General features: G+C 62.5%; 22 protein-coding genes and 1 pseudogene. 9 read left to right on the forward strand and 14 right to left on the reverse strand.

Annotation, left to right across the window (positions count from 1 at the left end; genetic code table 11):
• Nucleotide 1: 1 nt before the first annotated feature.
• From PCLY_RS03035 to PCLY_RS03045, 4 genes are all read right to left on the reverse strand, one after another.
• Nucleotides 2–4,444: a CHASE domain-containing protein gene (locus tag PCLY_RS03035; protein WP_197432130.1), complete on the reverse strand. Its 4,443-nt coding sequence runs from the start codon at nt 4,442–4,444 to the stop codon at nt 2–4.
• A gap of 25 nt (nt 4,445–4,469) precedes the next feature.
• Nucleotides 4,470–6,170, reverse strand: coding sequence for a putative bifunctional diguanylate cyclase/phosphodiesterase (locus PCLY_RS03040; RefSeq protein ID WP_061237770.1), 1,701 nt, complete (start codon nt 6,168–6,170; stop codon nt 4,470–4,472).
• Between the two features lie 210 nt (nt 6,171–6,380).
• Nucleotides 6,381–6,554, reverse strand: coding sequence for a hypothetical protein (locus PCLY_RS24995; RefSeq protein ID WP_197432131.1), 174 nt, complete (start codon nt 6,552–6,554; stop codon nt 6,381–6,383).
• A 212-nt stretch (nt 6,555–6,766) separates the two neighbouring features.
• Nucleotides 6,767–8,002 (reverse strand): NADH:flavin oxidoreductase/NADH oxidase family protein, encoded by a 1,236-nt coding sequence (locus PCLY_RS03045; protein WP_061237771.1) that lies wholly within the window; start codon nt 8,000–8,002, stop codon nt 6,767–6,769.
• 228 nt (nt 8,003–8,230) lie between these two features.
• Here PCLY_RS03045 and PCLY_RS03050 point away from each other — a divergent pair, with 228 nt between their 5' ends.
• Nucleotides 8,231–9,256 carry a hypothetical protein gene (locus tag PCLY_RS03050; protein WP_061237772.1) on the forward strand — a complete coding sequence of 342 codons (1,026 nt, stop codon included), beginning with the start codon at nt 8,231–8,233 and terminating at the stop codon, nt 9,254–9,256.
• A gap of 105 nt (nt 9,257–9,361) precedes the next feature.
• On the opposite strand, the gene PCLY_RS03055 is transcribed toward PCLY_RS03050, so the two are convergent.
• Nucleotides 9,362–9,799: a MerR family transcriptional regulator gene (locus PCLY_RS03055; RefSeq protein ID WP_061237773.1), complete on the reverse strand. Its 438-nt coding sequence runs from the start codon at nt 9,797–9,799 to the stop codon at nt 9,362–9,364.
• A 164-nt stretch (nt 9,800–9,963) separates the two neighbouring features.
• On the opposite strand from PCLY_RS03055, the gene PCLY_RS03060 reads away from it, so the two are divergent.
• Nucleotides 9,964–10,713 carry a substrate-binding periplasmic protein gene (locus PCLY_RS03060; protein ID WP_061237774.1) on the forward strand — a complete coding sequence of 250 codons (750 nt, stop codon included), beginning with the start codon at nt 9,964–9,966 and terminating at the stop codon, nt 10,711–10,713.
• Here PCLY_RS03060 and PCLY_RS03065 read toward each other — a convergent pair.
• Entirely contained in the window at nt 10,707–11,480 is a 774-nt protein-coding gene (locus tag PCLY_RS03065; RefSeq protein WP_061237775.1) for an SDR family NAD(P)-dependent oxidoreductase, read from the reverse strand. The genes PCLY_RS03060 and PCLY_RS03065 overlap by 7 nt on opposite strands.
• The gene (locus tag PCLY_RS03070) at nt 11,477–12,253 is read right to left on the reverse strand and encodes an SDR family NAD(P)-dependent oxidoreductase (RefSeq protein ID WP_061237776.1); all 777 of its coding nucleotides are present in this window, start codon (nt 12,251–12,253) and stop codon (nt 11,477–11,479) included. Before PCLY_RS03070 ends, PCLY_RS03065 begins: the two co-directional genes overlap by 4 nt.
• A 94-nt stretch (nt 12,254–12,347) precedes the next feature.
• On the opposite strand from PCLY_RS03070, the gene PCLY_RS03075 reads away from it, so the two are divergent.
• A complete protein-coding gene (locus tag PCLY_RS03075; RefSeq protein ID WP_061237777.1) occupies nt 12,348–13,235 on the forward strand; it encodes a LysR family transcriptional regulator in 888 nt (295 codons plus the stop codon).
• A gap of 66 nt (nt 13,236–13,301) precedes the next feature.
• On the opposite strand, the gene PCLY_RS03080 is transcribed toward PCLY_RS03075, so the two are convergent.
• Nucleotides 13,302–14,057 (reverse strand): SDR family NAD(P)-dependent oxidoreductase, encoded by a 756-nt coding sequence (locus tag PCLY_RS03080; RefSeq protein ID WP_061237778.1) that lies wholly within the window; start codon nt 14,055–14,057, stop codon nt 13,302–13,304.
• A gap of 138 nt (nt 14,058–14,195) precedes the next feature.
• On the opposite strand from PCLY_RS03080, the gene PCLY_RS03085 reads away from it, so the two are divergent.
• Entirely contained in the window at nt 14,196–15,068 is an 873-nt protein-coding gene (locus tag PCLY_RS03085; RefSeq protein WP_061237779.1) for an AraC family transcriptional regulator, read from the forward strand.
• Between the two features lie 8 nt (nt 15,069–15,076).
• Here the strand turns inward: PCLY_RS03085 and PCLY_RS03090 are convergent, their stop codons facing one another.
• Nucleotides 15,077–15,766, reverse strand: coding sequence for a phytanoyl-CoA dioxygenase family protein (locus tag PCLY_RS03090; protein ID WP_061237872.1), 690 nt, complete (start codon nt 15,764–15,766; stop codon nt 15,077–15,079).
• 180 nt (nt 15,767–15,946) lie between these two features.
• Between PCLY_RS03090 and PCLY_RS03095 the strand changes: the two genes are divergently transcribed.
• Nucleotides 15,947–16,432: a hypothetical protein gene (locus PCLY_RS03095; protein WP_061237874.1), complete on the forward strand. Its 486-nt coding sequence runs from the start codon at nt 15,947–15,949 to the stop codon at nt 16,430–16,432.
• Nucleotides 16,433–16,442: 10 nt separating this feature from the next.
• Here PCLY_RS03095 and PCLY_RS24745 read toward each other — a convergent pair.
• A pseudogene (locus tag PCLY_RS24745) lies at nt 16,443–16,586 on the reverse strand (VOC family protein); the annotation flags it as partial.
• Between the two features lie 177 nt (nt 16,587–16,763).
• Between PCLY_RS24745 and PCLY_RS03100 the strand changes: the two are divergent.
• Entirely contained in the window at nt 16,764–17,186 is a 423-nt protein-coding gene (locus PCLY_RS03100) for a hypothetical protein (protein WP_061237780.1), read from the forward strand.
• A 128-nt stretch (nt 17,187–17,314) separates the two neighbouring features.
• Nucleotides 17,315–18,031: a hypothetical protein gene (locus PCLY_RS03105; RefSeq protein ID WP_061237781.1), complete on the forward strand. Its 717-nt coding sequence runs from the start codon at nt 17,315–17,317 to the stop codon at nt 18,029–18,031.
• A gap of 439 nt (nt 18,032–18,470) precedes the next feature.
• Here the strand turns inward: PCLY_RS03105 and phnE are convergent, their stop codons facing one another.
• From phnE to PCLY_RS03125, 4 genes are read right to left on the reverse strand one after another with little or no spacing between them, the layout of a single operon-like run.
• On the reverse strand, nt 18,471–19,232 hold the full coding sequence (phnE, locus tag PCLY_RS03110; RefSeq protein ID WP_061237782.1) for a phosphonate ABC transporter, permease protein PhnE: 762 nt from the start codon (nt 19,230–19,232) through the stop codon (nt 18,471–18,473).
• A complete protein-coding gene (locus PCLY_RS03115) occupies nt 19,229–20,056 on the reverse strand; it encodes a PhnE/PtxC family ABC transporter permease (protein WP_061237783.1) in 828 nt (275 codons plus the stop codon). The genes phnE and PCLY_RS03115 overlap by 4 nt, the downstream gene beginning before the upstream one ends.
• A complete protein-coding gene (locus tag PCLY_RS03120) occupies nt 20,050–20,850 on the reverse strand; it encodes a phosphonate ABC transporter ATP-binding protein (protein WP_061237784.1) in 801 nt (266 codons plus the stop codon). Before PCLY_RS03120 ends, PCLY_RS03115 begins: the two co-directional genes overlap by 7 nt.
• Nucleotides 20,847–21,689 carry a putative selenate ABC transporter substrate-binding protein gene (locus tag PCLY_RS03125; protein ID WP_061237785.1) on the reverse strand — a complete coding sequence of 281 codons (843 nt, stop codon included), beginning with the start codon at nt 21,687–21,689 and terminating at the stop codon, nt 20,847–20,849. Before PCLY_RS03125 ends, PCLY_RS03120 begins: the two co-directional genes overlap by 4 nt.
• A gap of 154 nt (nt 21,690–21,843) precedes the next feature.
• Here PCLY_RS03125 and selD point away from each other — a divergent pair, with 154 nt between their 5' ends.
• Nucleotides 21,844–22,878, forward strand: coding sequence for a selenide, water dikinase SelD (gene selD / locus PCLY_RS03130; protein ID WP_061237786.1), 1,035 nt, complete (start codon nt 21,844–21,846; stop codon nt 22,876–22,878).
• The gene (gene mnmH / locus PCLY_RS03135; protein WP_061237787.1) at nt 22,878–23,978 is read left to right on the forward strand and encodes a tRNA 2-selenouridine(34) synthase MnmH; all 1,101 of its coding nucleotides are present in this window, start codon (nt 22,878–22,880) and stop codon (nt 23,976–23,978) included. The genes selD and mnmH overlap by 1 nt, the downstream gene beginning before the upstream one ends.
• Nucleotides 23,979–24,003 lie beyond the last annotated feature (25 nt).

Consider the following 24,003-nt stretch of genomic DNA (forward strand, 5'->3'; position numbering starts at 1 on the left):
ATCAATCCCCTGTTACAGAGTGTCGTAATGCATGGAGCAACTCTCTGGCACGTTCGAAATCCAGCGCATTGACCGCCGAACTCAGTTCCTCGAACGCCGCATGCTGCTGCTCCGGCACCAGTGCAAGGATCTGCTCCATCGATGCCAGAGCCTCCAGATTGCCCTGTTCCAGTTGCACGGTAAGCGCTTCGAGCCTATCAGTCCATATTCCGTCGGATGAAGTGGGGGCAATCGTCACGTTATCCGTGTCGAGTGTGAACATGGTCATAACGGCGTTACAACTTTCATCGAGTTTTTGCCGCAGGTCATCAAGCCAGCGGCTGTCCTCGAAGGCGGCAGCGGGATTCAGGGTGAACTGCTCTTCCAGTTGCGCAAGCCGCGCCGCAAGCTGCGTAGCCCCCATGGTGCCCGAGCTGCCTTTGAGCGTATGCAGACTCCTCAGCATCGCAACCGTGTCGCCTTGGTTTACCTGGGTTTGCAGTTGACCGAGTTGCCGGCGCAGTTCATCGGGAAACATCTCCAGCATCGAGCGCAGCAGCGTCAGGTTGTCGCCAAAGCGCCTGAGAATGGCTGCACGGTCTTCCACCGCCGCTTCAACTTCAGCGTCAGTGGCGCCGCGCGTGGCTCCGAGACCGCACCAGTGACGAATAATGGCAACCAGCTTGTCGATATCGATGGGTTTGCCGGCATGGTCGTTCATACCGGCTGCCAGGCACTGCTCGCGGTCGGCGTGGGAGGCGTTGGCAGTCATGGCGATAATCGGTTGCGCCTGGTGCGCCGGGTCCAGGCGAATGCGCCGTGTCGCCTCCAGGCCATCGATATCAGGCATCTGGATATCCATGAGGATGGCGTCGAACGCAGGCGTTGCGCCGAGCGCCATCCGCACCCCTTCAATACCTCCTTCGGCCAGCATGACCTGTGCTCCTTCGCCTGCCAGCAGCTCTCTGGCGACCTGGCGATTGAGCGAGTTGTCTTCCACCACCAGCAGTTTCAGGCCCGCGAGTCGCTGGCCTGGTTTGTAGCCTTGAACAGCTGCCACTTCACTGCCGCCATGACGTGCATTGTGAACAGCCTGCATCAGCTGCCTGGGCGTAATCGGCTTGGTGAGGAACCCGGCAAATGGCGCATCGGTGTCAGCGTAACGATCGGCCAGTATCTCTCGGCCATGAGCAGTGATCATGATGACGGTAGGCAACGCTTCACTGTCCGCCACTTGCTCGCGCAAGCGCTGGGCAGCCTCCAGGCCATCCATGCCGGGCATGCGCCAGTCCATCAGCACCAGGTCATAGGTATCCTCGGCTTGTCCGATGCACGCCAGCGCCTGCTCGCCACTGCTGGCCAGGTCAGCCTGCCAGCCCAGGCTGTGTACGGTCTGTTGCAGTAACTGCCGCGCCACCGGGTTGTCGTCGACGATCAGCAGGTGCAGCGCTGGCGAAGGCTCACCGGCTTTGGGCAGCAGGCTGCTGTCGCTGGCAGCCCCCAACTCTACCTCGAACCAGAAACAGCTACCGGCGCCTAATGTGCTGGTGACCTTCAGCTCTGCGCCCATGAGTTCGACCAGGCGCTTACAGATCACCAGGCCCAACCCTGTTCCGCCGTATCGCCTGGTGGTCGAAGCCTCCGCCTGGGTGAAGCCGTCGAAGATGCGCTGCAACTGGTTTTCGCTGATGCCTATCCCGGTATCGCTGACGCTGATGCGCAAGCGAACCTGGCTTGGGCCACGCTGCAGTTGCTGCAGGGCAACCACCACCTGGCCCGACTCGGTGAACTTGAGGGCATTGCCGGCGAGGTTGATCAGGATCTGCTGCAGCCGCAGGCTGTCGCCATGCAGTACGGCAGGCAGGGCTGTGTCGATGTCGAACAACACCTCGATGTCCTTGTCGCCCTGGTTGCCGGCCAGTACCACGGCCAGGTCGCCGAGTAGGGGTTCCAATTCGAAATCGTGCAGGTCCAGCTGCAGTTTTCCGGCCTCGATCTTCGAATAGTCGAGTATATCGTTGAGCAACCCGAGCAGTGAGTGGGCCGCACCCTGGGCCTTGAGCACGTAGTCGAGTTGGCGAGGATTGAGCGCGGTGGCCTGAACCAGTTGCAGCATGCCGAGCACGGCATTCATCGGCGTGCGGATTTCATGGCTCATGTTGGCCAGGAATGCACTCTTCGCCGCGCTGGCCGCATCCGCCTGCTCCTTGGCATGGCGCAGACGCGATTCCAATTGCAGCTGCGCGGTGATATCGCGGTTGATACCGGTCATTTTCAACGGCTGACCTTCACTGTCGTGCTCGGTATAGGCGGCTGCCTGTATATGCAGGATCTGGCCATCGGGTCGGATGATGCGAAACACCGTGTCGAAGCTGGCCACGCGCGACAGTGCATCGCGCAGGTTGACCTCCAGCGCGTCGTGATCTTCAGGATGGACGCGTGTAAACCAGTGTTGGTAGTTCAAGCCCTGCTCGCCCAGCTCGGCTGGGTAGTCGTACAGCTCGAACATGCGCTCGTTCCAGCGCAGCTGATTGTCGGCTGGGGTCCATGACCAGATGCCCAGTTCGGCGACTTCCGCCGCCATCGCCAACTGGTCCCGCGCTGCCAGCGCCTCGCGCCGCAGCCGCACTTCCTCGGACAGGTCCAGGGCGATACCAAGGTAGCCGACCAGTTCCCCGGAGGCATCGCGCATGGCGGTGACCAGCAAGGTCACCGTCAGTCGCGAGCCGTCCTTGCGCACGTAGGTCCACTCATGGCTATCGGCGCCGTGGTGCTCCGGCTTGTGGACGAATACGCGGAAACCTTCGATCGCCTCGCCATATTCACGACTGAGGTCGTGGCCACGTGCTTCGACTTCTTCGCGCAGGTGAAAGATCTCCGGTGTGCTCACACCGACCACCTCTTCAGCGCTGTAGCCCAGCAAGCGTTCGGCGCCGCGATTGAACACGCGAATCATGCCTTCGAGGTCGGTGGCGATGATCGAGACCTCCGAAGCCGACTGCAGCACATTGTTCAGCAGGACATTGAGCTCACGCAGTTCCCGGGTGCGTTCGCTGACCTGCTCTTCGAGGCTCGCATTGAGCTCCAGGATGCGGGCTTGCACTTCCTTCTGAATGGAAATGTCGCGAACCGTCTTTGACAGGCCAACCAGCGTGCCCTGGGCGTTGAACAGCGGCGACACGGAAATCGAAACATCGACGATACGGCCGTCCTTGCAGCAGCGCCGGGTGTCGAAGTTGAGCACCGGCTTGCGCGCTGCGACTTTTTGCAGCGTGTTCTGCTCTTCCTGCACCAGTTCCGCCGGCACGGTCAGGTTGATCAGCGGTTTACCAAGCGCTTCTATCGCAGTGAAACCGAAGATCTGCTCGGCGCCCTGATTCCAGCTCACCACCGTGCCATCCAGGCTCAGGCCGATGATGCCGTCGCTGGAACTGTCGACGATTGCAGCAGAGCGCGCCTGTTCGGCAAGGATCTGGCGATGACGTTGCCGGCTCACCAGAACCACCCCCAGCAGGGTCGCGACCAGCAGGCTGAGCAAGGTGCCGGCCAGGGCTACCAGGCGCGGTGGAGTCTGGCGCAGGTTTTCAAGAAACAGGGGGGTTGCGTCGAGTTGGACCTGCCAGTGGCGGCCATAGAGCTGCCGCGAGACGGAGTACCGCGCCACGCTTGTCACTGCGTCTTGCTCCGGCTCGTTGCCGTAGAAGGTCACTGGGGCATCGACGTCGGTGACGTCGTTCAGCTGCAGATGCAGGCCGTCCTTTTCCAGGCGCAGGCCCTGCAACACCTCGCCGGTCAGCAGCGGCGCATAGCTCCAGCCGATGCCTTTGCGCATGCGCTCGTCGATGCTGTCGGGCGTCACTGCGCCGCGATAGATCGGCAGCAAGATGAGGAACGATTGCTGTGGGCTGCCGGTGGCTTGCACCAGCGTGATGGGGCCGGTTATGCGCACCTCGCCACTGGCCAGGGCGGCCAGGGCGGCGTTTCGGCGATTGCTCTCCGATGCGATGTCCAGGCCCACGGCCTGGCGGTTCTGCTCCACCGGCTCGATGTACTGAATGACGAAGCGTTCGCCGTCGTGAGGCTGCAACTGGCGGATGCCGAAGTCAGGCATGCCATCTGCTCGCGCCTGCGAGAGGAACTGCGTCTGATGCTCCATCGGCACACGCCGGATGAAGCCGAAGCCTCGAGCACCGGGAAATTCATGGGGTACGTCGCGGGTTTTGCTGTAGCTGAGGAAGTGTTCACGGGTGATGCCGTTGGCGCCGCCAGCCAGCACGGCGCCCCGAGCGCCACGCAATCCGTACTGATAGAGTTCAACGCGTTTGGTCACCACGTCGGCGACGCGTTCGGTGGCGTTTATCAGCGCCTCCTGCGCCTGTTTCTCGTTGCTGTGCTGTACCCACCCGGTCAGCAGTGTGGTGATCGCAATGCCCGTCACGAACGTCAGCGGAACGATGAGTTTCAATGCTGTCTCTTCTTTGATCCGTCAATCAGTTGAGTTTACGCGCGACTACCAGGCCCAGTTCGTTGCACAGTTGTTCGAAGGGCATCGGCCGGCAGTAGAAATAGCCCTGCATCAACTTGCAGCCCAGGGCAAGCAGTTGCTGTGACTGTTCCTGGCTTTCCACCCCTTCGGCGACCAGTTCCAGTTCCAGTGCCTGGCCCATGCGTACGATGGCTTCGATGATCGCAGCATCACTGCGATCGGTCAGCATGTCGCGCACGAAGCTTTGATCTATTTTCAATACGTCGATCGGCAAGCGCTTGAGGTAGGACAGGCTCGAATAGCCGGTGCCGAAGTCGTCGATGGCGATACGTACGCCCATGCGTTGAAGTTCGTCGAGCAGGCTGCGGGTCTGATTCATGTCGCGGGCCAGCACGCCTTCGGTTATCTCCAGCTCGAGTAGCTGTGCCGGCAGGGCCGTTTCCTCTAGCACGTTCCTGATCATCTCGAGAAACGACTCTTCGCGAAACTGCACGACGGAAATATTGACCCCCACGCACAGTGGCTTGCCTTGGTCGAGCAGTGTCTTGGCATCGCTGCACGCCTGATGCAGCACCTGTTTGCCAATCGGAACGATCAGGCCGGTTTCTTCGGCAAGGGGAATGAATTCGGCGGGAGAAATCAGCTCTCCATCCGAGCGTCGCCAGCGAATCAGCGCCTCCATGCCACAGCTCTGCTGTGTGCTGACGTCAAAGCGCAGTTGGTAGAACACCTCGAAAACGCCTGACTCGAGGGCGCTGCGCATGTGCCGTTCGAGCAGGTGGCGGGCGCGGGCATTGCTTTCGATGCTCTGCGAGAAGAAACGGTAGCGATTGCGCCCCTCCTGTTTGGCCTGGTACATCGCGGCGTCGGCCTGGCGGTAGAGGGCCTCAAGATCGTCACCGTCATCGGGGAACACCGTTACACCGACGCAGGCGGAGAGGTCGTAGCGGATCCCGCCGATGATCATCGGCAGGGTGATGACGTCCAGCAGGCGTTCCACGTAATCGCTGATCACTTCCGAGCGCTGGATGTCGGCCAGCAGAATCACGAACTCATCCCCACCCTGGCGGCTGACGGTGTCCACGTTGCGTGAGGTTTCGCTCAGGCGTCGGCCGACTTCCTTGAGAATCAGGTCGCCGGTGGAATGCCCCAGGGAGTCGTTGATGCCTTTGAAATTATCCAGATCGAGCAGCAGCAGGGCGAGGCGGGCGCCACTGCGCCGCGCTTTCTGCAGCATCTGTTCGGCGCGGTCCCGCAGTAGCATGCGGTTGGGCAGGCCTGTCAGCGCATCGAAGTAGGCCAGGCGTTTGGCTTCGGCGCGCAGATTGAGGTGTGCCCGCACATGGGCGCGGGCCACCGGGATGCTCAGTGGCTTCTGGATGAAATCGATGCCGCCATGTTCCAGCGCCTGGATTTCGTTTTCCGTCCGGGTATGGGCGGTTACGAAGAGAATCGCGGCATCGCAAAGCTTGGCGTCGGCCTTTATCAGGCGGCACAGCTCGAAGCCGCTCATGCCAGGCATTTCGATATCCAGCAGGATCACGTCGGGCCTGCAGAAAAGCGCCACTTCGAGCGCCATGCTGCCGTCATTGGCGATATGGACCTGTGCCAGTTCGCCAACGGCTTCCTGCAGAATTCGCACGTCAGTGGCTTGATCGTCGACGATCAGAATCACGGGCTTGGGATCGAATCGGTTTACAGCCATTTAGGTACTCCGGAAATCCTATTTCCTCGGTGGGGAGACTAGCCCAGCTTCGCCAATGCGGCTGCCGCCTCGAGTACCTTTGTGTCGAAACATTGATAGATGGTTGTGGGGCCGACTATTCAGCCCCTCCGATGCCGGCCTGGGCGCAGCACGTCTTTGCGGTTTGGCTAAAGCTGTTGCCGTTTCATCGAAAACGGCAACAGCCTCCTTTCATCCTTGTGGTTGCGCTTCTTCCAGCGCCTGGCGGTAGGCATTGGCTTCATCCTGGCTCGGGAAGATGCCCACCAGCTCGCCATTTTGAATCACGTCCCAGACCACGACTCCCATGGCACGGGCTTCACGGGAAAGATGTTCGTTGTCACGCTCATGCACGATCACGTTCATGCTTGTCTCCTCGAAATGCGGATGCGGCGATATGTCGCACTTCGTTTATACGCCTCGTTAGCAAGCTAATTAAACCGTGGTTTGGGCAAAGGACTGTTGCATCAGCGCAACGAGCGAAACGCCGTTTCGGTTGTCTCCGGGCCAGGCTGCGGGTGCCATTGGCGGCGAGGCCGCCGCCTGCAGATTGGCGAACCCTGAGAACGAAGGGACGCTTAACGTGCTGCGCGTTGCGCCATCCAGCGCCGGTACTGACGAGTGCGCAAGAGGTCTTTCACCTGCTGCTTCACCAGCGCCCACAAGGGGGATACGCCGGGCTGGCTATCTCGACCTTGGCTGAGCTTGTGCAGCTGATACTTCACCACCGCCATGTTCGCCAACGAAGCCAGCACCTTGTTGTTCCAGGTGATCGGCGGCAGCTGAGGGGCGCTGCCGAGGCCGAGCTGCCAGTCGCGCGGCAGGTTCGGGTCGATGGCCAGGGCCGTGCCGATGCCGACCATCTCGATGCCGCTGGCCAGCACCTCTTGTGCCACCGGTGCACGGCGGATGCCGCCGGTGACCATGATCGGCATGCTCGCCACGGCGCGGATCTCGCGGGCAAATTCCAGAAAATAGGCTTCGCGCGCCAACGTGCGGCCGTCGCGGGCCTGGCCTTGCATGGCCGGCGCTTCGTAGCTGCCGCCGGACAACTCGACCAGATCCACACCTTGCCCGTCGAGCAGGCGCACTACCTGCTGGGCATCCTCGGCGCTGAAGCCGCCGCGCTGGAAGTCCGCCGAGTTGAGCTTGACCGCCACGGCGAAGCCCGGCGAGACCACGGCGCGCACCGCCTTGACGATCTCCAGCAGCAGGCGTGCACGGTTCTCCAGCGAGCCGCCCCACTGATCGCTGCGCTGATTGCTCAACGGTGAGAGGAACTGGCTGAGCAGGTAGCCATGCGCGGCATGGATTTCCACTCCGGTGAAGCCGGCCTGCTCGCCCAGGCGCGCGGTGCGGGCGAAGCGCTCGATCACCTCCTGAATCACCGCCGGGGTCATTTCCTGCGGCGTGGCGAAACGCTTGGACAGGTTGCCCAGCTCCAGCGCTACGGCCGAAGGTGCCCAGGTCGGTTGGCCCAGGTTGGACTGCATCTGCCGGCCCGGATGATTGATCTGCAGCCAGAACTGCGCACCCTTGGCGCGGCCGATACGCGCCCAGCGCTCGAACCTGGCCAGCTGCGCGTCATCTTCCAGCACCACGCCACCGGGCCCGGTCATGGCGCGGCTATCGACCATCACGTTGCCGCTGATCAGCAGACCCGCACCACCTTCAGCCCAGGCCTGGTAGAGCCGTATCAGCTGCTCGGAAGGGGCGTGGTCGGCATCGGCCATGTTCTCTTCCATCGCCGCCTTGGCGATGCGATTGGGAACGGTCGAGCCGTTGGGCAGGGCAAGGGGATCGAACAGGGTCATGGGCGCTTCCTCGGCTTGGGGTGTGGCGACCTTAACTTTAAAGTTCACTTTAATGTCAAGGGTCGTTTTCGTCGTATACGCCCTCGCACGTCGCGCCTTTTCGCCTCGGGCGGGGCGCCGATTCTGCTGCTTGACCTTTAAGTTATATTTAACCTTAGGGTTGCCGCGTCTGCCCCTCGGAGAGCGTTTCGATGGGCATAGGTGAATTTCTCAACGCGGATGACAACGATGAAACAGCTGGTCGAACTTACCAAACGCCTGAAACGCCAACGTACTGCACTTCTGGTCGGTGTGATTCTCAACGCCGCCGCAATGCCGCTATGGGCACAGGACGCTGAAGCGCCCACTGCAATGATCGATATTGCCGGCCATTCCGTGCCTGTGGTGGCGGGTGGGCTTTATGATCGCTATCACTCCAATCCACCGCTGGCGGTCATCGCTGCCGAGGCGCCGGACATCGACCTCAGCTGGTTTCGCGGCCTGCAGAAAACCAGGGTAGACATGGGCTTCGAGTCTTACTCACCCAACTTCTACTACCGCAACACGCGCGTCACGGCGGTGTTCACCGCCGATCTGGACAGGTTGCGCGAGCTGATGCCCGCAGCGGTGCTGGAGCAGGTGCAGCCACTGCAAATCTGGCCGGGCAGGGGGCTGGTTGCCTTCACCGCCTACGCCTATCACTACTGCGATAACGACAGCTACAACGAGATCGCGCTGTCCATCGTCACCAACAAGCCTGGCAATGCCAACCTGGGGCCCATCAGTCTGCTTGGCCAATCGCTGTCCAAGGACTTCTGGGGGTACGTGCTCAAGTTGCCGGTCAACACCGAACTGGCGCGAGTGCGTGGTGTGGTTGGTTACAACCTGCCGAAGTGGCTGGCGCCCATTGATTACCGCGAGACCGACGAGCGTCTCGTCTTCGAAATCGCCGACAGCGAAACCGGCAAGCCCGACGTTACCTTCGAGGTGGAGAAGCTCGCTGAGGTCTCCAGCGAACCGGAGTTGGTGACCAACAGCTTCACCAATATTGGTCACGATGGTGAGCTTGCCTACGGCTATGCCGTTTCCCGGCAGATGAGCCATGCCTCCAGCTCGAACGCGGAAGCGGTGAATCTCAAGCTCGGTGCTGGCAGCCTCTCGACCTATATCGAGTCGCTGAAGCTGGGCAAGATGATGAGGTACGAATACGTGCCGGACTTCCAGAGCGCGCTCTATGCGCCAGAACCACTGGCGCAACTGACGAGTCCGGAGTGACGAAGGGCCGAGCCGAGGAGGGCAAGGCCTGTATTGGCTGCACCGTGCAGGCGTTTCGCGAGAGTCCGCTCGCTGGGCGCTGATGCCGGTATGGCGAGCGGTCGCTCATTTCTTCGCGCGTTTGGGTCGCCCGCTCGGTTCGCCCAGGTTCATCTTTGCTAGCACCCGCTTGGCATTGGCGGCGCAGTCGAGGTCGTCCGGCTTGCTTTCGATCTCGTCGATCAGTGCCAGCAGGTGCGTCTTGCTCTGGGCCAGGCGCTGCTCCAGCGCTTCGATGTCTTTCACCTTTGCCTGCAAGGTGTCGAGCAGTTTGCCGTGTTGCCACTGCGACAGATCCTGCGGCAGCAGGGTACGCAGCTCATCCAGGCTGAAGCCGGCTTGCTGGGCGGTGGTGATCAGGTTGAGCACCATCACGGCCTGTTCCGGGTAACTGCGATAGCCGTTGGCCTGACGCTCCACCAGTTTGAGCAGGCCAATGCTTTCATAGAAACGAATGCGCGAGGCCGCCAGGCCGGTGCGTTGCGCCAGTTCGCCGATCTTCATGCCAATTGCGCCTTTTATGGTGCTGCTCTAGTCATAGGTTGAAGCAGAACTTTAACCTTCGCCTCGGCCTGTGCAACGATTTTTTTGCTCTCAGCCGATCAACAATGCGATGCAGACGACAGCGGCTATGATTGCCTGAACCTCCGAATCGCCAGGCACGATGCGTGAAGCCTTCGATCCTCTTTCTAGTGCTGCTGTGCTCGTTGTCTGGCGCCTTGGCCAGGGCAGGGACCTATCAGATCGTCACGGAAGAATGGGCGCCCTACAACTATGAGGAAAACGGCCACCTCACCGGTATGTCGACGGAGGTCGTGCGGGCCATCATGGCGCTTACCGGGGATGACTTCGAAACCACCCTGTTGCCCACCATGCGCGCCACCTATGCGCTGCAGAATCACCCCGGAACCATCATGTACTCGATGTTCCGCACACCCGAGCGCGAGCCGCTGTACAAATGGGTCGGGCCAATCGTGGAGGAGTCTATCTACCCCTATCAGTTGGCCGGCTCGACTGCGCCGATCACGTCCCTGGAGCAGTTGATGCGCGCGCCGCAGATCACCACGCGCCACGCAGGCCTGGTGCCGAGAACGCTCGATTCACTGGGGTTCAAGAACCTCGACAAGAGCGCGGCCGAGAGTTACCAGCTCTATCGCATGCTCCTGGCCGGGCGTACCGAGGTGATCGTCGGCGATACCGATGCAGGTGTGGCCTACTACAGCCGCCAGTTGGACATCGCCCCGGACACCCTCCGGCGGGTGCCCATCGAGCTTTACCGTTCTTCGTTGTACATCGCCTTCAGCCGCGACTGTGACGATGAGCTGGTCGCGGCCTGGGCCGCTGCCCTGAGTCAGCTGCGCCGTTCGGGTGAGCTGGCGCGCATCCAGCATCGCTACGAACGGCGGGGCGATCAGTGACCGGCTGAAACGCCCTGGTCGATGGCCATGTCGGCACCGGTGATCGAGCGGGCGCCGGGCTGGCAGAGGAAAAACGCCAGCTCGGCCACTTCCTCCGGCTGGATGAAGCGCGCCTGTTCACCTTGCGGATATTTCTCCAGCAACTCGCGGTAGTAGGCTGCCGGGTCGCCATTGCCATAGCGCTCGGCCTGGAACTTGAGCATCGGCGTCTCGATGTCGCCGGGCGAGACGGCGTTGCAGCGCACTCCGTAGGGCGCCAGGTCCAGTGCCAGCGCCTTGGTGAAGAGGGTGAGGCCACCCTTGCTGGCGCAGTAGGCGGCCGCATTCGGATTACCCTGGCGCCCGGCATCGCTGGAGATATTGACGATGGCGCCGTGCGTTTCACGCAAGTGTGGGATAGCGGCGGCGCAGATGAAGAAGCTGGCCTTGAGGTTGACGTCCAGGACCAGGTCGAAATCCTCCTCGCTTAAGTCTTCCACTGGCCCTTCGCGCCATACCCCGGCCGCGTTGATCACTGCATCGAGCCGCGAGCATGTCCTGACTGCCGCGCTCACCACGGCATTGCAGGCCGCCGCTGTGCGGATGTCCGCCGGCAAACTGCCGGCCACTGCGTGGCGTTGGGCCAGATCGTCCAGGCCGCTGGCGTTGGCATCGGTGGCGAACACCAGCCAGCCACCGGCCAGAAAGCGTGCGACCAGCGCACTGCCCACGCCCCCTGCGGCGCCGGTGATCAGGACGACGGGGCGAACCTCGCTTGTGGCGCTCATGGTGCTTTGTCCTCGATCAGGCAGTTGCCGCCATCCACCACCAGCACTTCACCGGTGATGTAGCTGGCTTCTGGGGAGGCGAGGAAGGCCACGGCTGACGCCACCTCCTCGGGGCGGCCTGCGCGGCCGATCGGTACGTAGGCGGCGGCGCGCTGTTCATGTGGCGTGCTCGAGCCCGTCGCGATCCAGCCCGGTGCCACGGAGTTGACCGTAATGCCCTGGCGGGCCACTTCCAGCGCCAGGCCCATGTTCATTCCCACCATGCCGGCCTTGGCAGCGCTGTAGGCCGCTTCGCCGGGGTGGCCGGCCTTGGTGCCGGTGGTGGAGCTGATATGGATGATGCGCCCGTAGCCGCGCATGCGCATGCCCGGCAGCACGGCGCGGGTGAGCAGGAAGGCCGTGGTCAGGTTGCGTGCGATCGTCTGGTTCCAGTTCTCCAGGCTCATGCTGGACACCTCCTCGAGCTTCTCGGGGCTGCCCTGCATGGTCATGCCGGCGTTGTTCACCAGGATGTCGACGTGCCCCCACAACCCTTCGGCCCAGGTGGCGAACGCCTGCACGCCGGCTTCGTCGGTGAGATCGACTGCCCGGCCCTCGGCCTCGAAGCCCTCGGCACGCAACTCGGCTACACGCTCGGTGATGCGCGCGCTGCTGGCGGTGACGATCAGCTTCGCCCCGGCCGCGCCCAGACGCCTGGCGATGGCCATGCCGATACCCTGTTCGCTACCCGCGCCGCTGACCAGTGCGACCTGATCTTTCCAGTTGTGAGCCATGACGTTGTTCCTCTTGCTGTTGCAGATAAGTGGAACCTAAGTTGGTTTATCTGATAAACAAAGACGATAGTTATCAGGAAAACTGACAGCAACCATGGCATTCAACAGCGAAACCCTGCGCGTTTTTCTCGCCGTGCTCGATGCGGGCTCGTTTTCCGCCGCAGCTCGACGGCTGGGGCGCGTGCCTTCGGCCGTGAGCATGGCAATTGCCCAGCTCGAAGCCGAACTGGATCTGGAACTCTTCGACCGCAGCACGCGCAAGGCGCTACCGACCGAGGCGGCGCTGGCGCTGGAGCCCCAGGCGCGCCAGGTGGCCAGCCAGCTCAACCGCCTGGATGCCCAGGCGCTGCAACTGCATCAGGGGCTGGAACGGCGCCTGATCATCGCCATGGCGCCGGAGCTGCAGACCGGCATGTGGAGCCGGCCACTGATCGGCCTGGCGCAGGAATTTCCCATGCTGGAGATAGAGGTGCGTTCCGCCTCGCAGGCCGAGGCCGTGCGCCTGATACACGAGGGCAGCGCCCATCTGGCGCTGGTGTTCGAGCGTCCCGGCATCGATGAGCGCGAACACTTTCTTGAAGCCGGTAGCCAGTTGCTGGTGGCGGTGGCCGTGCCGGAGTACCTGAAGGAAATGGATGAGCGGAGCATGAGCGATGCACGGCAGATCGTCGTCGCCGCAGGTTCGCCTTCGGCGACGGATCCGCAGGTGATCCTCTCGCACCGGGTGTGGCTCACCGATAGCCACCTGGCCACGCTGAACCTGGTGCAGGCAGGGCTGGGTTGGGCGTACCTGCCGGTGCCCCTGGTCGCTGCGCTGATTGCCTCGGGCAGCTTGCAGGAGGTGCAGTTCGGCAACATGGCCAGCCAGTTGCGGCTCTGGGTCGACATCGTCTGGAACAGCGGCCGGCCGCTTGGTCTGGGGGCTCGGCGCTATCTTGAGCTGATACGGGAGGGGATCAAGGCGCAGCCGCCTCGGAGCTAGAACTGGCCGGCAAGTGATCGTAGCGATACGAACACTTTCCGGGGCGTATGAGGTGTCGCCTGGAGGTCAGATCGTCTGCCCGCCAGATACTTCGATGCGCTGAGCATTGATCCAGCGATTCTGCTCACCGAGCAGGCTGGCGATCATTGGGCCGATATCGTCTGGCACGCCAACGCGACCCAGTGCCGTCATATTTGCGAATACCGTATTCAGATCCGGCATGTCGCGTACGGCACCGCCTAGAAAGTCCGTCTCGATCGCGCCGGGCGCCACGGTATTGACCGCGATACCGCGGCTACCCAGCTCCTTGGCCAGGTAGATGCTCAGCACTTCCACCGCTCCTTTGACTGCCGAGTAGGCCGCAAAGCCCGGGTAGGCGATACGTGTCAGCCCGGAGGAGATATTGACGATACGACCGCCCTCGGCCATGAGCGGCAGCAGCGCCTGGGTGAGGAAGAACACCCCTTTGAAGTGCACGTTCACCAGTGCATCGAACTGCGCCTCGTTGGTTTCGGCAATCGAGGCCATGTCCCCGTGTCCGGCGTTATTGACCAGATGATCGAAGCTGTCGCGCTGCCAGGTGTCGCGTAGCGCCTGGCGCAGGCGCTCCACGAAAGCGGGGAATGTGCTGACATTGCCTGCATCGAGTTGCAGTGCAACAGCCTTTCGCCCCAGCGCCTCGATTTCGGCTGTCACGGCCAGCGCTGCATCGGCCTGACTGTGATACGTGACGATGACATCGTTACCCTGACGAGCGATATTCAGGGCGGTATTACGGCCTAGGCCACGGCTGGAGCCAGTTACGATGGCGATCTTGGTCATGGTAAAAACCTCTGGTTGGTAAGGAGGATTTCATTGTGTGATCCGTGGGGTAACCCCGTCCTTACCGAAACCTCGACGCTTTTTGCCTATTTCTCCAAGGGTGAACAACGTGCCCATGACCAGCCTCAGGAAGCCACGATGAGCAAGACGTTGTTGGCGGTCGTTCGCGACTATCTGGATCAACATGCCGATCCCGATGGGCTTGCCCAAACACCCATTCCAGGCTTGACCATCATCCGCACGCAGCAGCCCAGTGGGCTGGACTACGCGATCACCCGGCCTCTTGCCTGCCTTGTGCTACAGGGCGGCAAGCAGGTCATGACGGGTGCGCGCACGTTCACCTTCAGAGCGGGCGATTCCTTGTTGATCAGCGCCGATGTACCGACGGTCAGTCAGATCATCGAAGCGAGTCCCGCAGAGCCTTACATCTCGCTGGTGATCGACCTGAATCCAGCCTTGCTGACCGAGTTGATGGAGCAAATGAAGTCAGCTCCGGTTGCGGACGAGGCGCCGATCAGGATCGAGCCTACCGATAGCGAGGTGGCCGAGGCTGCGCTGCGCCTGATGCGCTTGCTGGATCGACCGGCTTCGGCAGCGGTGTTGCATGCTTCGCTGGTGCGTGAGCTGCACTACTGGTTGTTGGCTGGGCGTCACGGCTCGGCAATCAGCCGTCTGGGCTGGCCGGACGGCCATGCGCAACGGATCGCGCGGGCGGTGAAGGTGCTGCGCACCGAGTTCAACCGATCCCTGCCAGTGGAATATCTGGCTTCTGTGGCCGGCATGAGCACCTCGTCTTTCCATCAGCACTTTCGTAACCAGACGTCGCTGACGCCGTTGCAATTTCAAAAGCAGCTGCGTTTGATCGAAGCGCGTCGGCTGATGCTGGGGGAGGGGGTAACTGCCAGCAGTGCGGCATTCGCCGTTGGGTACGAAAGCGTCTCGCAGTTCAGTCGAGAATACCGCCGCCTGTTTGGCCTGCCCCCGGCCAGGGATGCGAGTGTCGCGTGTTAATCACTCGGTTACGCCCCGCTGGTCAACGAGTCGCTACCGTCCATGGGTTCGAAGCGCTCGCTGGCATCCATGCGAATGCCCCGCAGGTTCCGCGTCTGCAGGTGTGACTCGTACAGCGCCTCGGCGAAATAACTGATCAGGATCGAACGGCGACGTCGGCCGGTTAGGTTTCGGCTACCGGCGTGTACCAGGTCGACGTCGAATACCAGGATGTCGCCCGCGGCACCGGCAAGTTGCACGGAGCGCGACTCGTCGTTGAAGTCGAATGGTGGCTCGCCCGGTTTTGGGCGGTGGCTGCCGGGGACGATGCGGGTGGCGCCATTGTCCGGGCCGTAGTCGTCGAAGTAGACCATGACGTTGGCGATATCGCCTGGGCGCTGCATCGAGAGATCACGGTGCAGTTGCTGGTGGCCGCCATCTGCCAGGGGTTCACGGCCTTCCACCTGGGCGAGGAAGAAGCGCTCGCCGATCAGTTCACCGACCACCGCCAGCAGCTGTGGCAAGCGGCACACGGCTTGAATCCTGGGCTCATGATCAAGCAGCGCGTGGCGCCAACCGGGGCCGCGCGGCACGGGCCATTGCTCCGAGGCTTTGACGCCGGCATCGAATGCGCTACGCAGCTCATCCAGCCAGCCCGAAGGAACCGCCTGGCGCAGCAGGGCGTAGCCTTCTCGATGAAGATGTTGGCGGTTGGTCATGGCACTGTCGAGGTCCTTGTCATCCATTCATCCTGACGGCAGCAGCGGTCAATCCCCTCGTTAAGGTCGCGGCTCTCGGCCAGAAAATTCAACCGCAGGCCCTGGCCAAGACTGCATACAATAGGCGCCTGATCATTCCGGGCCATGAACATGGCTGCAGCCAACGAGGAATTCGCCCCCATGGCCTCTCCAGACAAACAGAAGAAGCGCGCCCAGCGGGCCAAGACCAAGGCCAAGCAGAACCGCATGGGCAAGCCCAAGCCACAGGCCAACGTCGTCCACCCGATTCTGGCCAATCCCTTTATCAACGAACCTTTCGATGATGTCGAGATCGACCTCGCCACCTTCGACTTCAAGGACATCGAGGAAAACGGCTTCGACCCCGCGCATTTCGACGACCTGTTCCAGGCCATGAAGGCCGGCGAAGGCATCAGCCTGCTTGCCCTGTGCCTGGTATTCTTGCAATACCCGGTGCTGGAACTGGTGGTCGCAGAAGAATCGCAGGAGGCCGCGACCGATTTCATGATGGGCCTGCTGATCGTCTATCGCGCCATCTTCCATGACGAGGACGAAGAGACCGCGCTGGCCTGGATCGGCAGCGAAGCCTTCCAGAGCGCCTACAACGAAGCCTCGGACATCCTGCAGAAAAAGAACGCCCGCGCTTGAATATCACGGATCAACCATTCAGCGCCGCCTCGATCGTCGCGATGTCGATCCTGCTCATGGTCATCATCGCCTCGAAGGCGCGCTTGGCTGCTGCGCGGTCAGGGCTGGCGATGGCGGCGCTGAGGATGCGCGGGGTGATCTGCCAGGAGATGCCCCCATTTGCCAGCGCGTAGATGTGGGACAGACCACGATTAATTTCGCTTCTGCTTGATCATTCAAGCCATAACCGTGGCCTGTTCGCCATTGTCTCATCAATGAGAGGCGGCTATCGGCCAGAAGCAGACTGTGATCCAAATAAATCTGCCTGCTTTTTTGTCTATGGAGTGTCTGGATGCACCCATCTCTCCAACACGCGCTCGATATTATTGCTATTGAGCGCAACGCTGCCGAGTACACACTAGCGTTTGACGCAGCGTATGACGTAGTCAGCGTATTTGGCGAACTTGATCTGGCTAATCGCCTGTTCGCGGAAATTCCCAGGACGGTGCCTGAAGGGCTGGTTGCCGACCTGTTCAATCTGTTGGTTTGGCAAACGAACGACAACGGCTCAGCCATGATGCGGGAGGTCGAAACGTGGCTTAGAGACGGGCAGGACACGCGCAAGCTGACGATTGCCATAAGCCTGGATGCATACCCGTTTCCAGACGCTCAGGAGATGTATCAGGTGCTGTCCACCCTAGCCGCGGCTACCCCGGAAGTGGCAGCGAGGTGCCAAACGCTTATCACATTGCGAAAGGCGAGTGCACATCGTTGAACATGACGCAGGAAGAAAGAGGCGCTGCGAATCTACTGATAAACTCTGCCAGATAACTCACTCTCAAAATTTAATCCCAGCCACCACCATGATCATCGACGGCCTAATTCAACATCGGGGGTAAACGTGTGAACATCTATGCCCCAACTTTTTGGCCTAACGGATCGGAAATTGATCATGGCGCTCCTTCGCTGCGGCTGAAGGATATTCTACCGGCCCTGGGCAGCACCACGTCCGCCTGCTTCGACAAAGACCACTTGCCGCATACAGGAGAAACAGTGCATGTGCTCTGGATACCACCTGTTTCGGATATCAATGGCTGGAGTGAACAACCCTCGGAGATCGCTCTGAGCTATTTGCTGACGGCGAAAGTCATCAGCGAGGCGACGTTAATGGCTCCATCAGAGCGCGACCCAAATTTCATTCTTCGAGGCAAATGCAGGTACACGCTCAATGTTCTCGCCCGTGAACGCCTGTTGGATGTGCTGAAAACTTTGACGGTTGAGGGAGACTCTTGGAGCCTGCCGACAGTCGCTACTGATCAAGGTATTACCCAGCTTTGGGATGAGGTGTATTGGTGCGGCGTGGCATCCGTCGAAGGGCTGATCTACCTGGTGGCTAACACAAGAAATGAGGGATTTATGGAGCTGTTGCTGAGCAAGGAAGGGGAACATCTCACTGGCCTGTTCTCCCTAGAGCTCAACCCCTCGGGAATCCAATGCAATCTGGGCAAGCACCGCCTGACGGCCATGGAGCAGCATTCTATCCAGCGCGCCATGCACAACGCTCAACCACTCTTGGATTCTCAGGCGCCCTATATCGTATTTTGTGATGCTCTGGATTGAAGTGGGATGAATGTCTGCTTCTGGCCGTTTGCCGCCTGTCAGCTCCGCTTCACCCAAACCTGAAACCATCCGCTGGCAGTACGAGCAGCAAGGCCAAGGCCTTTTGAAACAGGCTGAGCGATCCTGGAGCTTCTAGGCGAACAGAACCGGCGGTTTGGCGACGTAGAAACCCGCCTCCCGACAGGTTTCCGCATGGAGCCTGTTTGCTACTTGTCCGCCGTTTCCTTCGCAGAGTCGGTGCTGTACGCGCCAGATGGTTGGTAATGCATATATCCATCACCTCGAGCAGGAACAGGTGGGGCTTGCCTTTGCTCGGCGGCTGGCCACGTGTTGGCCGAATATCTCCGCGTCGATGAGGACGCAGAATACCGATATCGCGATGCCGCTCCGGCGCGGATCAGCGGGCGGCCACTCATCAATGCGCTGCGGTCTTGGCCACTCAGCTCACCCAGCGCTGCCGCGCCCAGCCACTCAAACCATCGACCATCAGCACCAGCAGCAACATGGCCAGGATTACCGTGGCGGCCTGGGCTTCCTGAAACAGGCTGAGGCTCATGTAGAGCATCTGCCCCAGGCCGCCGGCGCCGACGAAGCCGAGCACGCTGGCCATGCGGATGTTGTTCTCCCAGCGGTAGAGCGTGTAAGCCACCAGTTGCGGCCAGACGCCGGGTAGGGTGCCGTAGCAGAAGGCGGCCACGCGCCCGCCGCCGTTTTCGCGGATGGCATCAGCGGGTTCGCGCGGGGTGTTTTCCAGCGCTTCGGCGAACAGGCGGCCGAGCACGCCGGCTGTGTGCAGGGCCAGGGCCAGGGTGCCGGCGTTGGGGCCGAGGCCGGCGGCCAGCACCATGAGCGCGGCCCACACCAGTTCGGGGATGGCGCGCAGGGCATTGAGCAGCAGGCGTGTGGCGTGCAGGGCGACGCCGCCGAAACGGCCGGCGGCCGGCAAGGCCAGGGCCAGGCCGAGCAGGGCGGCGAGCAGGGTGCCGAGGGCGGACATGGCCAGGGTTTCGAGCGCACCCTGGCCGATGGCCTGCAGGTGCGTGGTAGAGAAGTCCGGCCGCAGGAAACCGCTGGCGTACTGGCCCATCTGCGCCAGGCTGTCGCCGGCGACCAGGGCGGCGAGGTCGATGCCCAGGTAGAGGAACGAGGCGATCACCGCGCCGAGGATGGCAGCGAGCAGAATCAGGTTGCCGGCTCTCATGTCAGCCTCGCGCGCAGCAGGCGGCTGAACTGGTCGGCCAGCAGCACCAGCAGCAGGAAGGTGAGCAGCATGCTGGCCACTTCGCCGCCAGAGAACATGCGCAGTGACAGGTCGATCTGCTGGCCCAGGCCACCGGCGCCGACGAAGCCCATCACCACCGAAGCGCGAATGGCGCATTCCCAGCGGTAGACGGTGTAGGACAGCATCTCGCCGGCGGCATTGGGTAGCACGCCGTAAGCGAAGGCGCTCAGGCGGCTGCTGCCGGCACCCAGCAGTGCGCGTGCCGGGCGGGCGTCCACCGACTCGAAAATTTCCGCATAGACCTTGCCGAGCATGCCGGCGTAGGTGATGGCGATGGCCAGCACCCCGGCGGTGGGGCCGAGGCCGACGGCGCGCACGAACAGCAGTGCCCAGACGATCTCCGGCACGCTGCGCAGGAAGATCAGCAGGCCGCGCACCGGCCAGCGCGCCAGGTTCGCCCACCAGGCCGGGCGGCCGCCACGGTGTACGGCCGACAACGACAGCGCACGGCTGGCCAGCAGCGCGGCGGGAATGGCGATCAGCAGCGCCAGGCTCATGCCGGCGGTGGCGATGGCCAGGGTTTCCAGGGTGGCGCGGCCGAGCAGGGCGAGGAACTCGGCATCGTGCGCAGGAGGCCAGAAACCAGCGAGAAAATTGCCCATGGCGCGACTGTTGTCGCCATCGACCAGCACACTCAGGTCCAGCTCGCTCAGGTGGATGCCCGGCCACAACAACAGCAGTGCCAGCGCGGTGATCAGCAGACGCGGCAGGGCAGCGGGGTCGCGTGGAGCGGTGCTCAGCATCGTGGGATATGCGCCGGTTGCGCCTGCACGGACGGGCTGGGCGCGGCCTGCAACTGCTCGTTGGCGTACAGCGCCTGCAGTTGCGCGGGCTGCACCTCAGCTGCCGGCAGGTCGAAAGCGATGCGCCCGTCGCGAATGCCGACCACCCGGGGAAAGTGCGCCAGTGCCAGGTCGACGGCGTGCAGGCTGGCCAGCAGGGTCATGCCACGCTCGGCGGCCTCGCGGTTGAGCACGGCCAGGGTATGGCCGGCCAACACCGGGTCCATGGCCGAGACTGGCTCGTCGGCGAGGATCAGCTCGGGCGCCTGATACAGCACGCGGGCGATGCCGACGCGCTGCAGCTGGCCACCGGAGAGCTGGTCGCAGCGCTGGTAGAGTTGTTCGCTGATGTCCAGGCGTGCCAGGGCTGCCTGGGCGCCGCTGGCATCCAGCGGATGCAGCAGGTTGATCAGGCCCTTGGCCAGCGACCACTGACCAAGTTTGCCGGCCAGCACGGCGGTGACCACGCGCTGGCGCGGTGGCAGCGGCGGAGACTGGTGGATCAGGCCGATACGCGCGCGCAGCCGTTGGCGCTGGCGGGCAGCCAGGCGCCAGGGGTTGCTCTGCAACAGTTCGATCTCGCCGTGCGTGGGTTGCAGGCTGGTGGCCAGCAGGCGCAGCAGGGTGGTCTTGCCGGCGCCGGAGGGGCCGATGATGGCGACCCGTTCGCCGGGGCTTACCCGCAGATCGATGTTGTCGAGCGCGACCTTGCCGTTGGCGTGGGCCAGGCCCACGCCACGCAGGGCGATGCTCACTTCAACAGGCCGGCAGCGCGAGCGGCTTCCTCGATGCCTGCGTAGTTCTCAGGCTTGGTTTCGATGAAGCGGCTGGCGGCCTGCAGGTCGAGAATCGCCTTCTGCTCCGGCTTGGCCGGGTCGAGGGCGAGGAAGGCCGTCTTGATCTTCTCCTGCAGCGCCGGGTCGAGGTTGCCGCGTACCGTCCAGTTGTAGTCGTAGTAGGTGGGGGTGGTGGCGAAGACCTTGACCTTGTCGGTGTCGACCTTCTTGGCGTCCACCAGCTTCTGCCACACCGAGGCGTTGAGCACGCCGGCGTCGGCCTTGCCGGCCTGGACCCAGGCTGCAGTGGCGTCGTGCGCACCGGAGTAAGCCACGCGGCTGAAGAAGTCTTCCGGCTTGATGCCGTCCTGCAGCATGAAGTAGCGCGGCATCAGGCTGCCGGAGGTGGAGGACACAGAGCCGAAGGCGAAGGTCTTGCCCTTGAGATCCTGCAGGGATTTGACCGCCGGATCGGCAGTGATGAACTTGCTGGTGAACTCGGCATCCTGCTCGCGCTGTACCAGCGGCACGGCGTTGCCGGTCTTCAGGCGCGCCTGGACGAAGGTGAAGCCGCCCAGCCAGGCCATGTCGATACGGTCGGCGGCCAGCGCCTCGACCACGGCGGCGTAGTCGGCCACCGGCACGAACTCCACCTTCATGCCCAGCTCCTGTTCCAGGTAGGCGCCCAGCGGTTTGAACTTGCGCAGCAGCTCGGTGGGAGCCTCGTCAGGGATGGCCGAAACCTTGAGAACGTCGGCGGCGACAACGGAAAAGGACAGGGTCAAGCCGGCGGCCAGGGCCAGGATATGTTTGAACATGAAGATTCTCCGGTTCAATGGCGGAAAAGGTTCGCAGTGGCGCAGGTGCGCCTGCTGAGGGTAGTCGAGACGCGGGCGATTATAGGGGCGAGCTGGTTAAAGAACAGCTTTGCTAGAATCCGCGCCTTGTTTCCGATTTGCCGAGAGCGATGCCATGAGCGAGCCGATCCGATTGACCCAGTACAGCCACGGTGCGGGTTGTGGCTGCAAGATTTCTCCCAAGGTGCTGGATGTGATCCTGGCGGGCAGCGGCGCGCAGAACCTCGATCCACGGCTGTGGGTCGGCAATGCCTCGCGCGACGACGCTGCGGTCTATGCGCTCGATGAAGAGCGCGGCGTGGTTTCCACGACTGATTTCTTCATGCCCATCGTCGATGACCCCTTCGACTTCGGCCGCATCGCCGCCACCAACGCCATCAGCGACATCTACGCCATGGGCGGCGAGCCGCTGATGGCCATCGCCATTCTCGGCTGGCCGGTCAACGTGCTTACACCGGAGGTCGCCCGAGAGGTGATCCGTGGCGGCCGCGCGGTGTGCGATGCCGCGGGCATACCGCTGGCCGGTGGACACTCGATCGATGCACCGGAGCCGATCTTCGGCCTGGCCGTGACCGGCGTGGTGGACAAGCGAGACATGAAGCGCAACGACACTGCCACGGTCGGCTGCAAGCTGTACCTGACCAAACCGCTGGGCATCGGCATCCTCACTACCGCCGAGAAGAAGGCCAAGCTGCGCGAGCAGGACGTCGGGCTGGCACGAGACTGGATGTGCACCCTGAACAAACCGGGCAGCCGCTTCGGCAAGCTCGCCGGTGTGCAGGCGATGACCGACGTGACCGGGTTTGGCTTGCTCGGCCACCTGGTGGAGATGGCCGAGGGCGCCGGGCTGACCGCGCAACTGGACTACGCGGCCGTGCCATGCCTACCGGGTGTCGAGCACTACCTGGCCGAGGGCTGCGTGCCGGGCGGTACGCTGCGCAATTTCGACAGCTATGGCGAGAAGATTGCGCCGATCAGCGAGGCGCAGCGTAACCTGCTGTGTGATCCACAGACCAGCGGCGGCTTGCTGGTGGCGGTAGCCGCCGAAGGCGAGGCAGAGTTTTTGGCCGTGGCGGCCGAGCTGGGCCTGAATCTTGCGCCCATCGGCCAGATGATCGAACGACAGCGTTACGCGGTAGAGGTGGCCTGATGCGTGACAACACCGCCGGCTATCGCGAACTTTTTCTCAACGACGTGCCGATGATGGATATGCGCGCCCCGGTGGAATTCACCAAGGGCGCCTTTCTCACTAGCACCAGCCTGCCGCTGATGACCGACATCGAGCGGCAGAAGGTCGGCACCTGCTACAAGCAGAAGGGCCAGCAAGCCGCCATCGAACTGGGCCACCAACTGGTTTCCGGCAAGGTCAAGGCGCAGCGCGTCGAGGCCTGGGCGGCCTTCGCCAATGCCCATCCCGATGGCTACCTGTACTGTTTTCGCGGCGGCCTGCGTTCGCAGATCGTCCAGCAGTGGCTGAAGGATGCCGGCATCGACTACCCCCGGGTGGTTGGCGGCTACAAGGCGATGCGTACCTTCCTCATCGAAACCCTCGAGCAGGCGGTGGCCGAGTGCGATTTTGTCATCGTCGGTGGCATGACCGGCACCGGCAAGACCGAAGTGGTGGCGCGCCTGGCCAACAGCATCGACCTGGAAGGGCACGCCAATCATCGGGGGTCGAGCTTCGGCAAGCGCGCCACCAGCCAGCCCTCGCAGATCGATTTCGAGAACCGCCTGGCGGTGGAACTGCTCAAGCGCCGCGCCCGCGGCCAGCAGCAGTTCGTACTGGAGGATGAGAGCCGCCTGATTGGCACCTGCTCGTTGCCCCTGCCGCTGCACCTGGGGATGCAGCAGTACCCGATGGTCTGGCTCGAAGACAGCTTCGAGGGGCGCGTGGAGCGTATCCTCGGTGATTACGTGATCGACCTGGCGGCCGAGTTTCTTGCCGTGCATGGCCAGGAGCAGGGCTTCGAGCGCTTCGCCGGACGCCTGCTGCAGAGTCTGGACAACATCCAGCGGCGCTTGGGCGGCGAGCGTCATGCACGCCTGCGCGGCCTGATGCAGGAAGCGCTGGACGTGCAGCGCAGCACCGGCTTGGTGGAACTGCATCGGGGCTGGATCGAAGGTCTGCTGCGCGAGTATTACGACCCGATGTATGCCTACCAGCGCGACAGCAAGGCTTCGCGAGTGGAGTTCAGTGGCGATGCCGAGGCGCTCGTCGCCTATCTGACCGAGCGCTCATCGAGCCGCTGAAGCGGTACGCCGATTACCTTCAACC

The sequence above is a fragment of the Ectopseudomonas composti genome (assembly GCF_001567565.1).
Lineage (GTDB): Bacteria > Pseudomonadota > Gammaproteobacteria > Pseudomonadales > Pseudomonadaceae > Aquipseudomonas > Aquipseudomonas composti_A.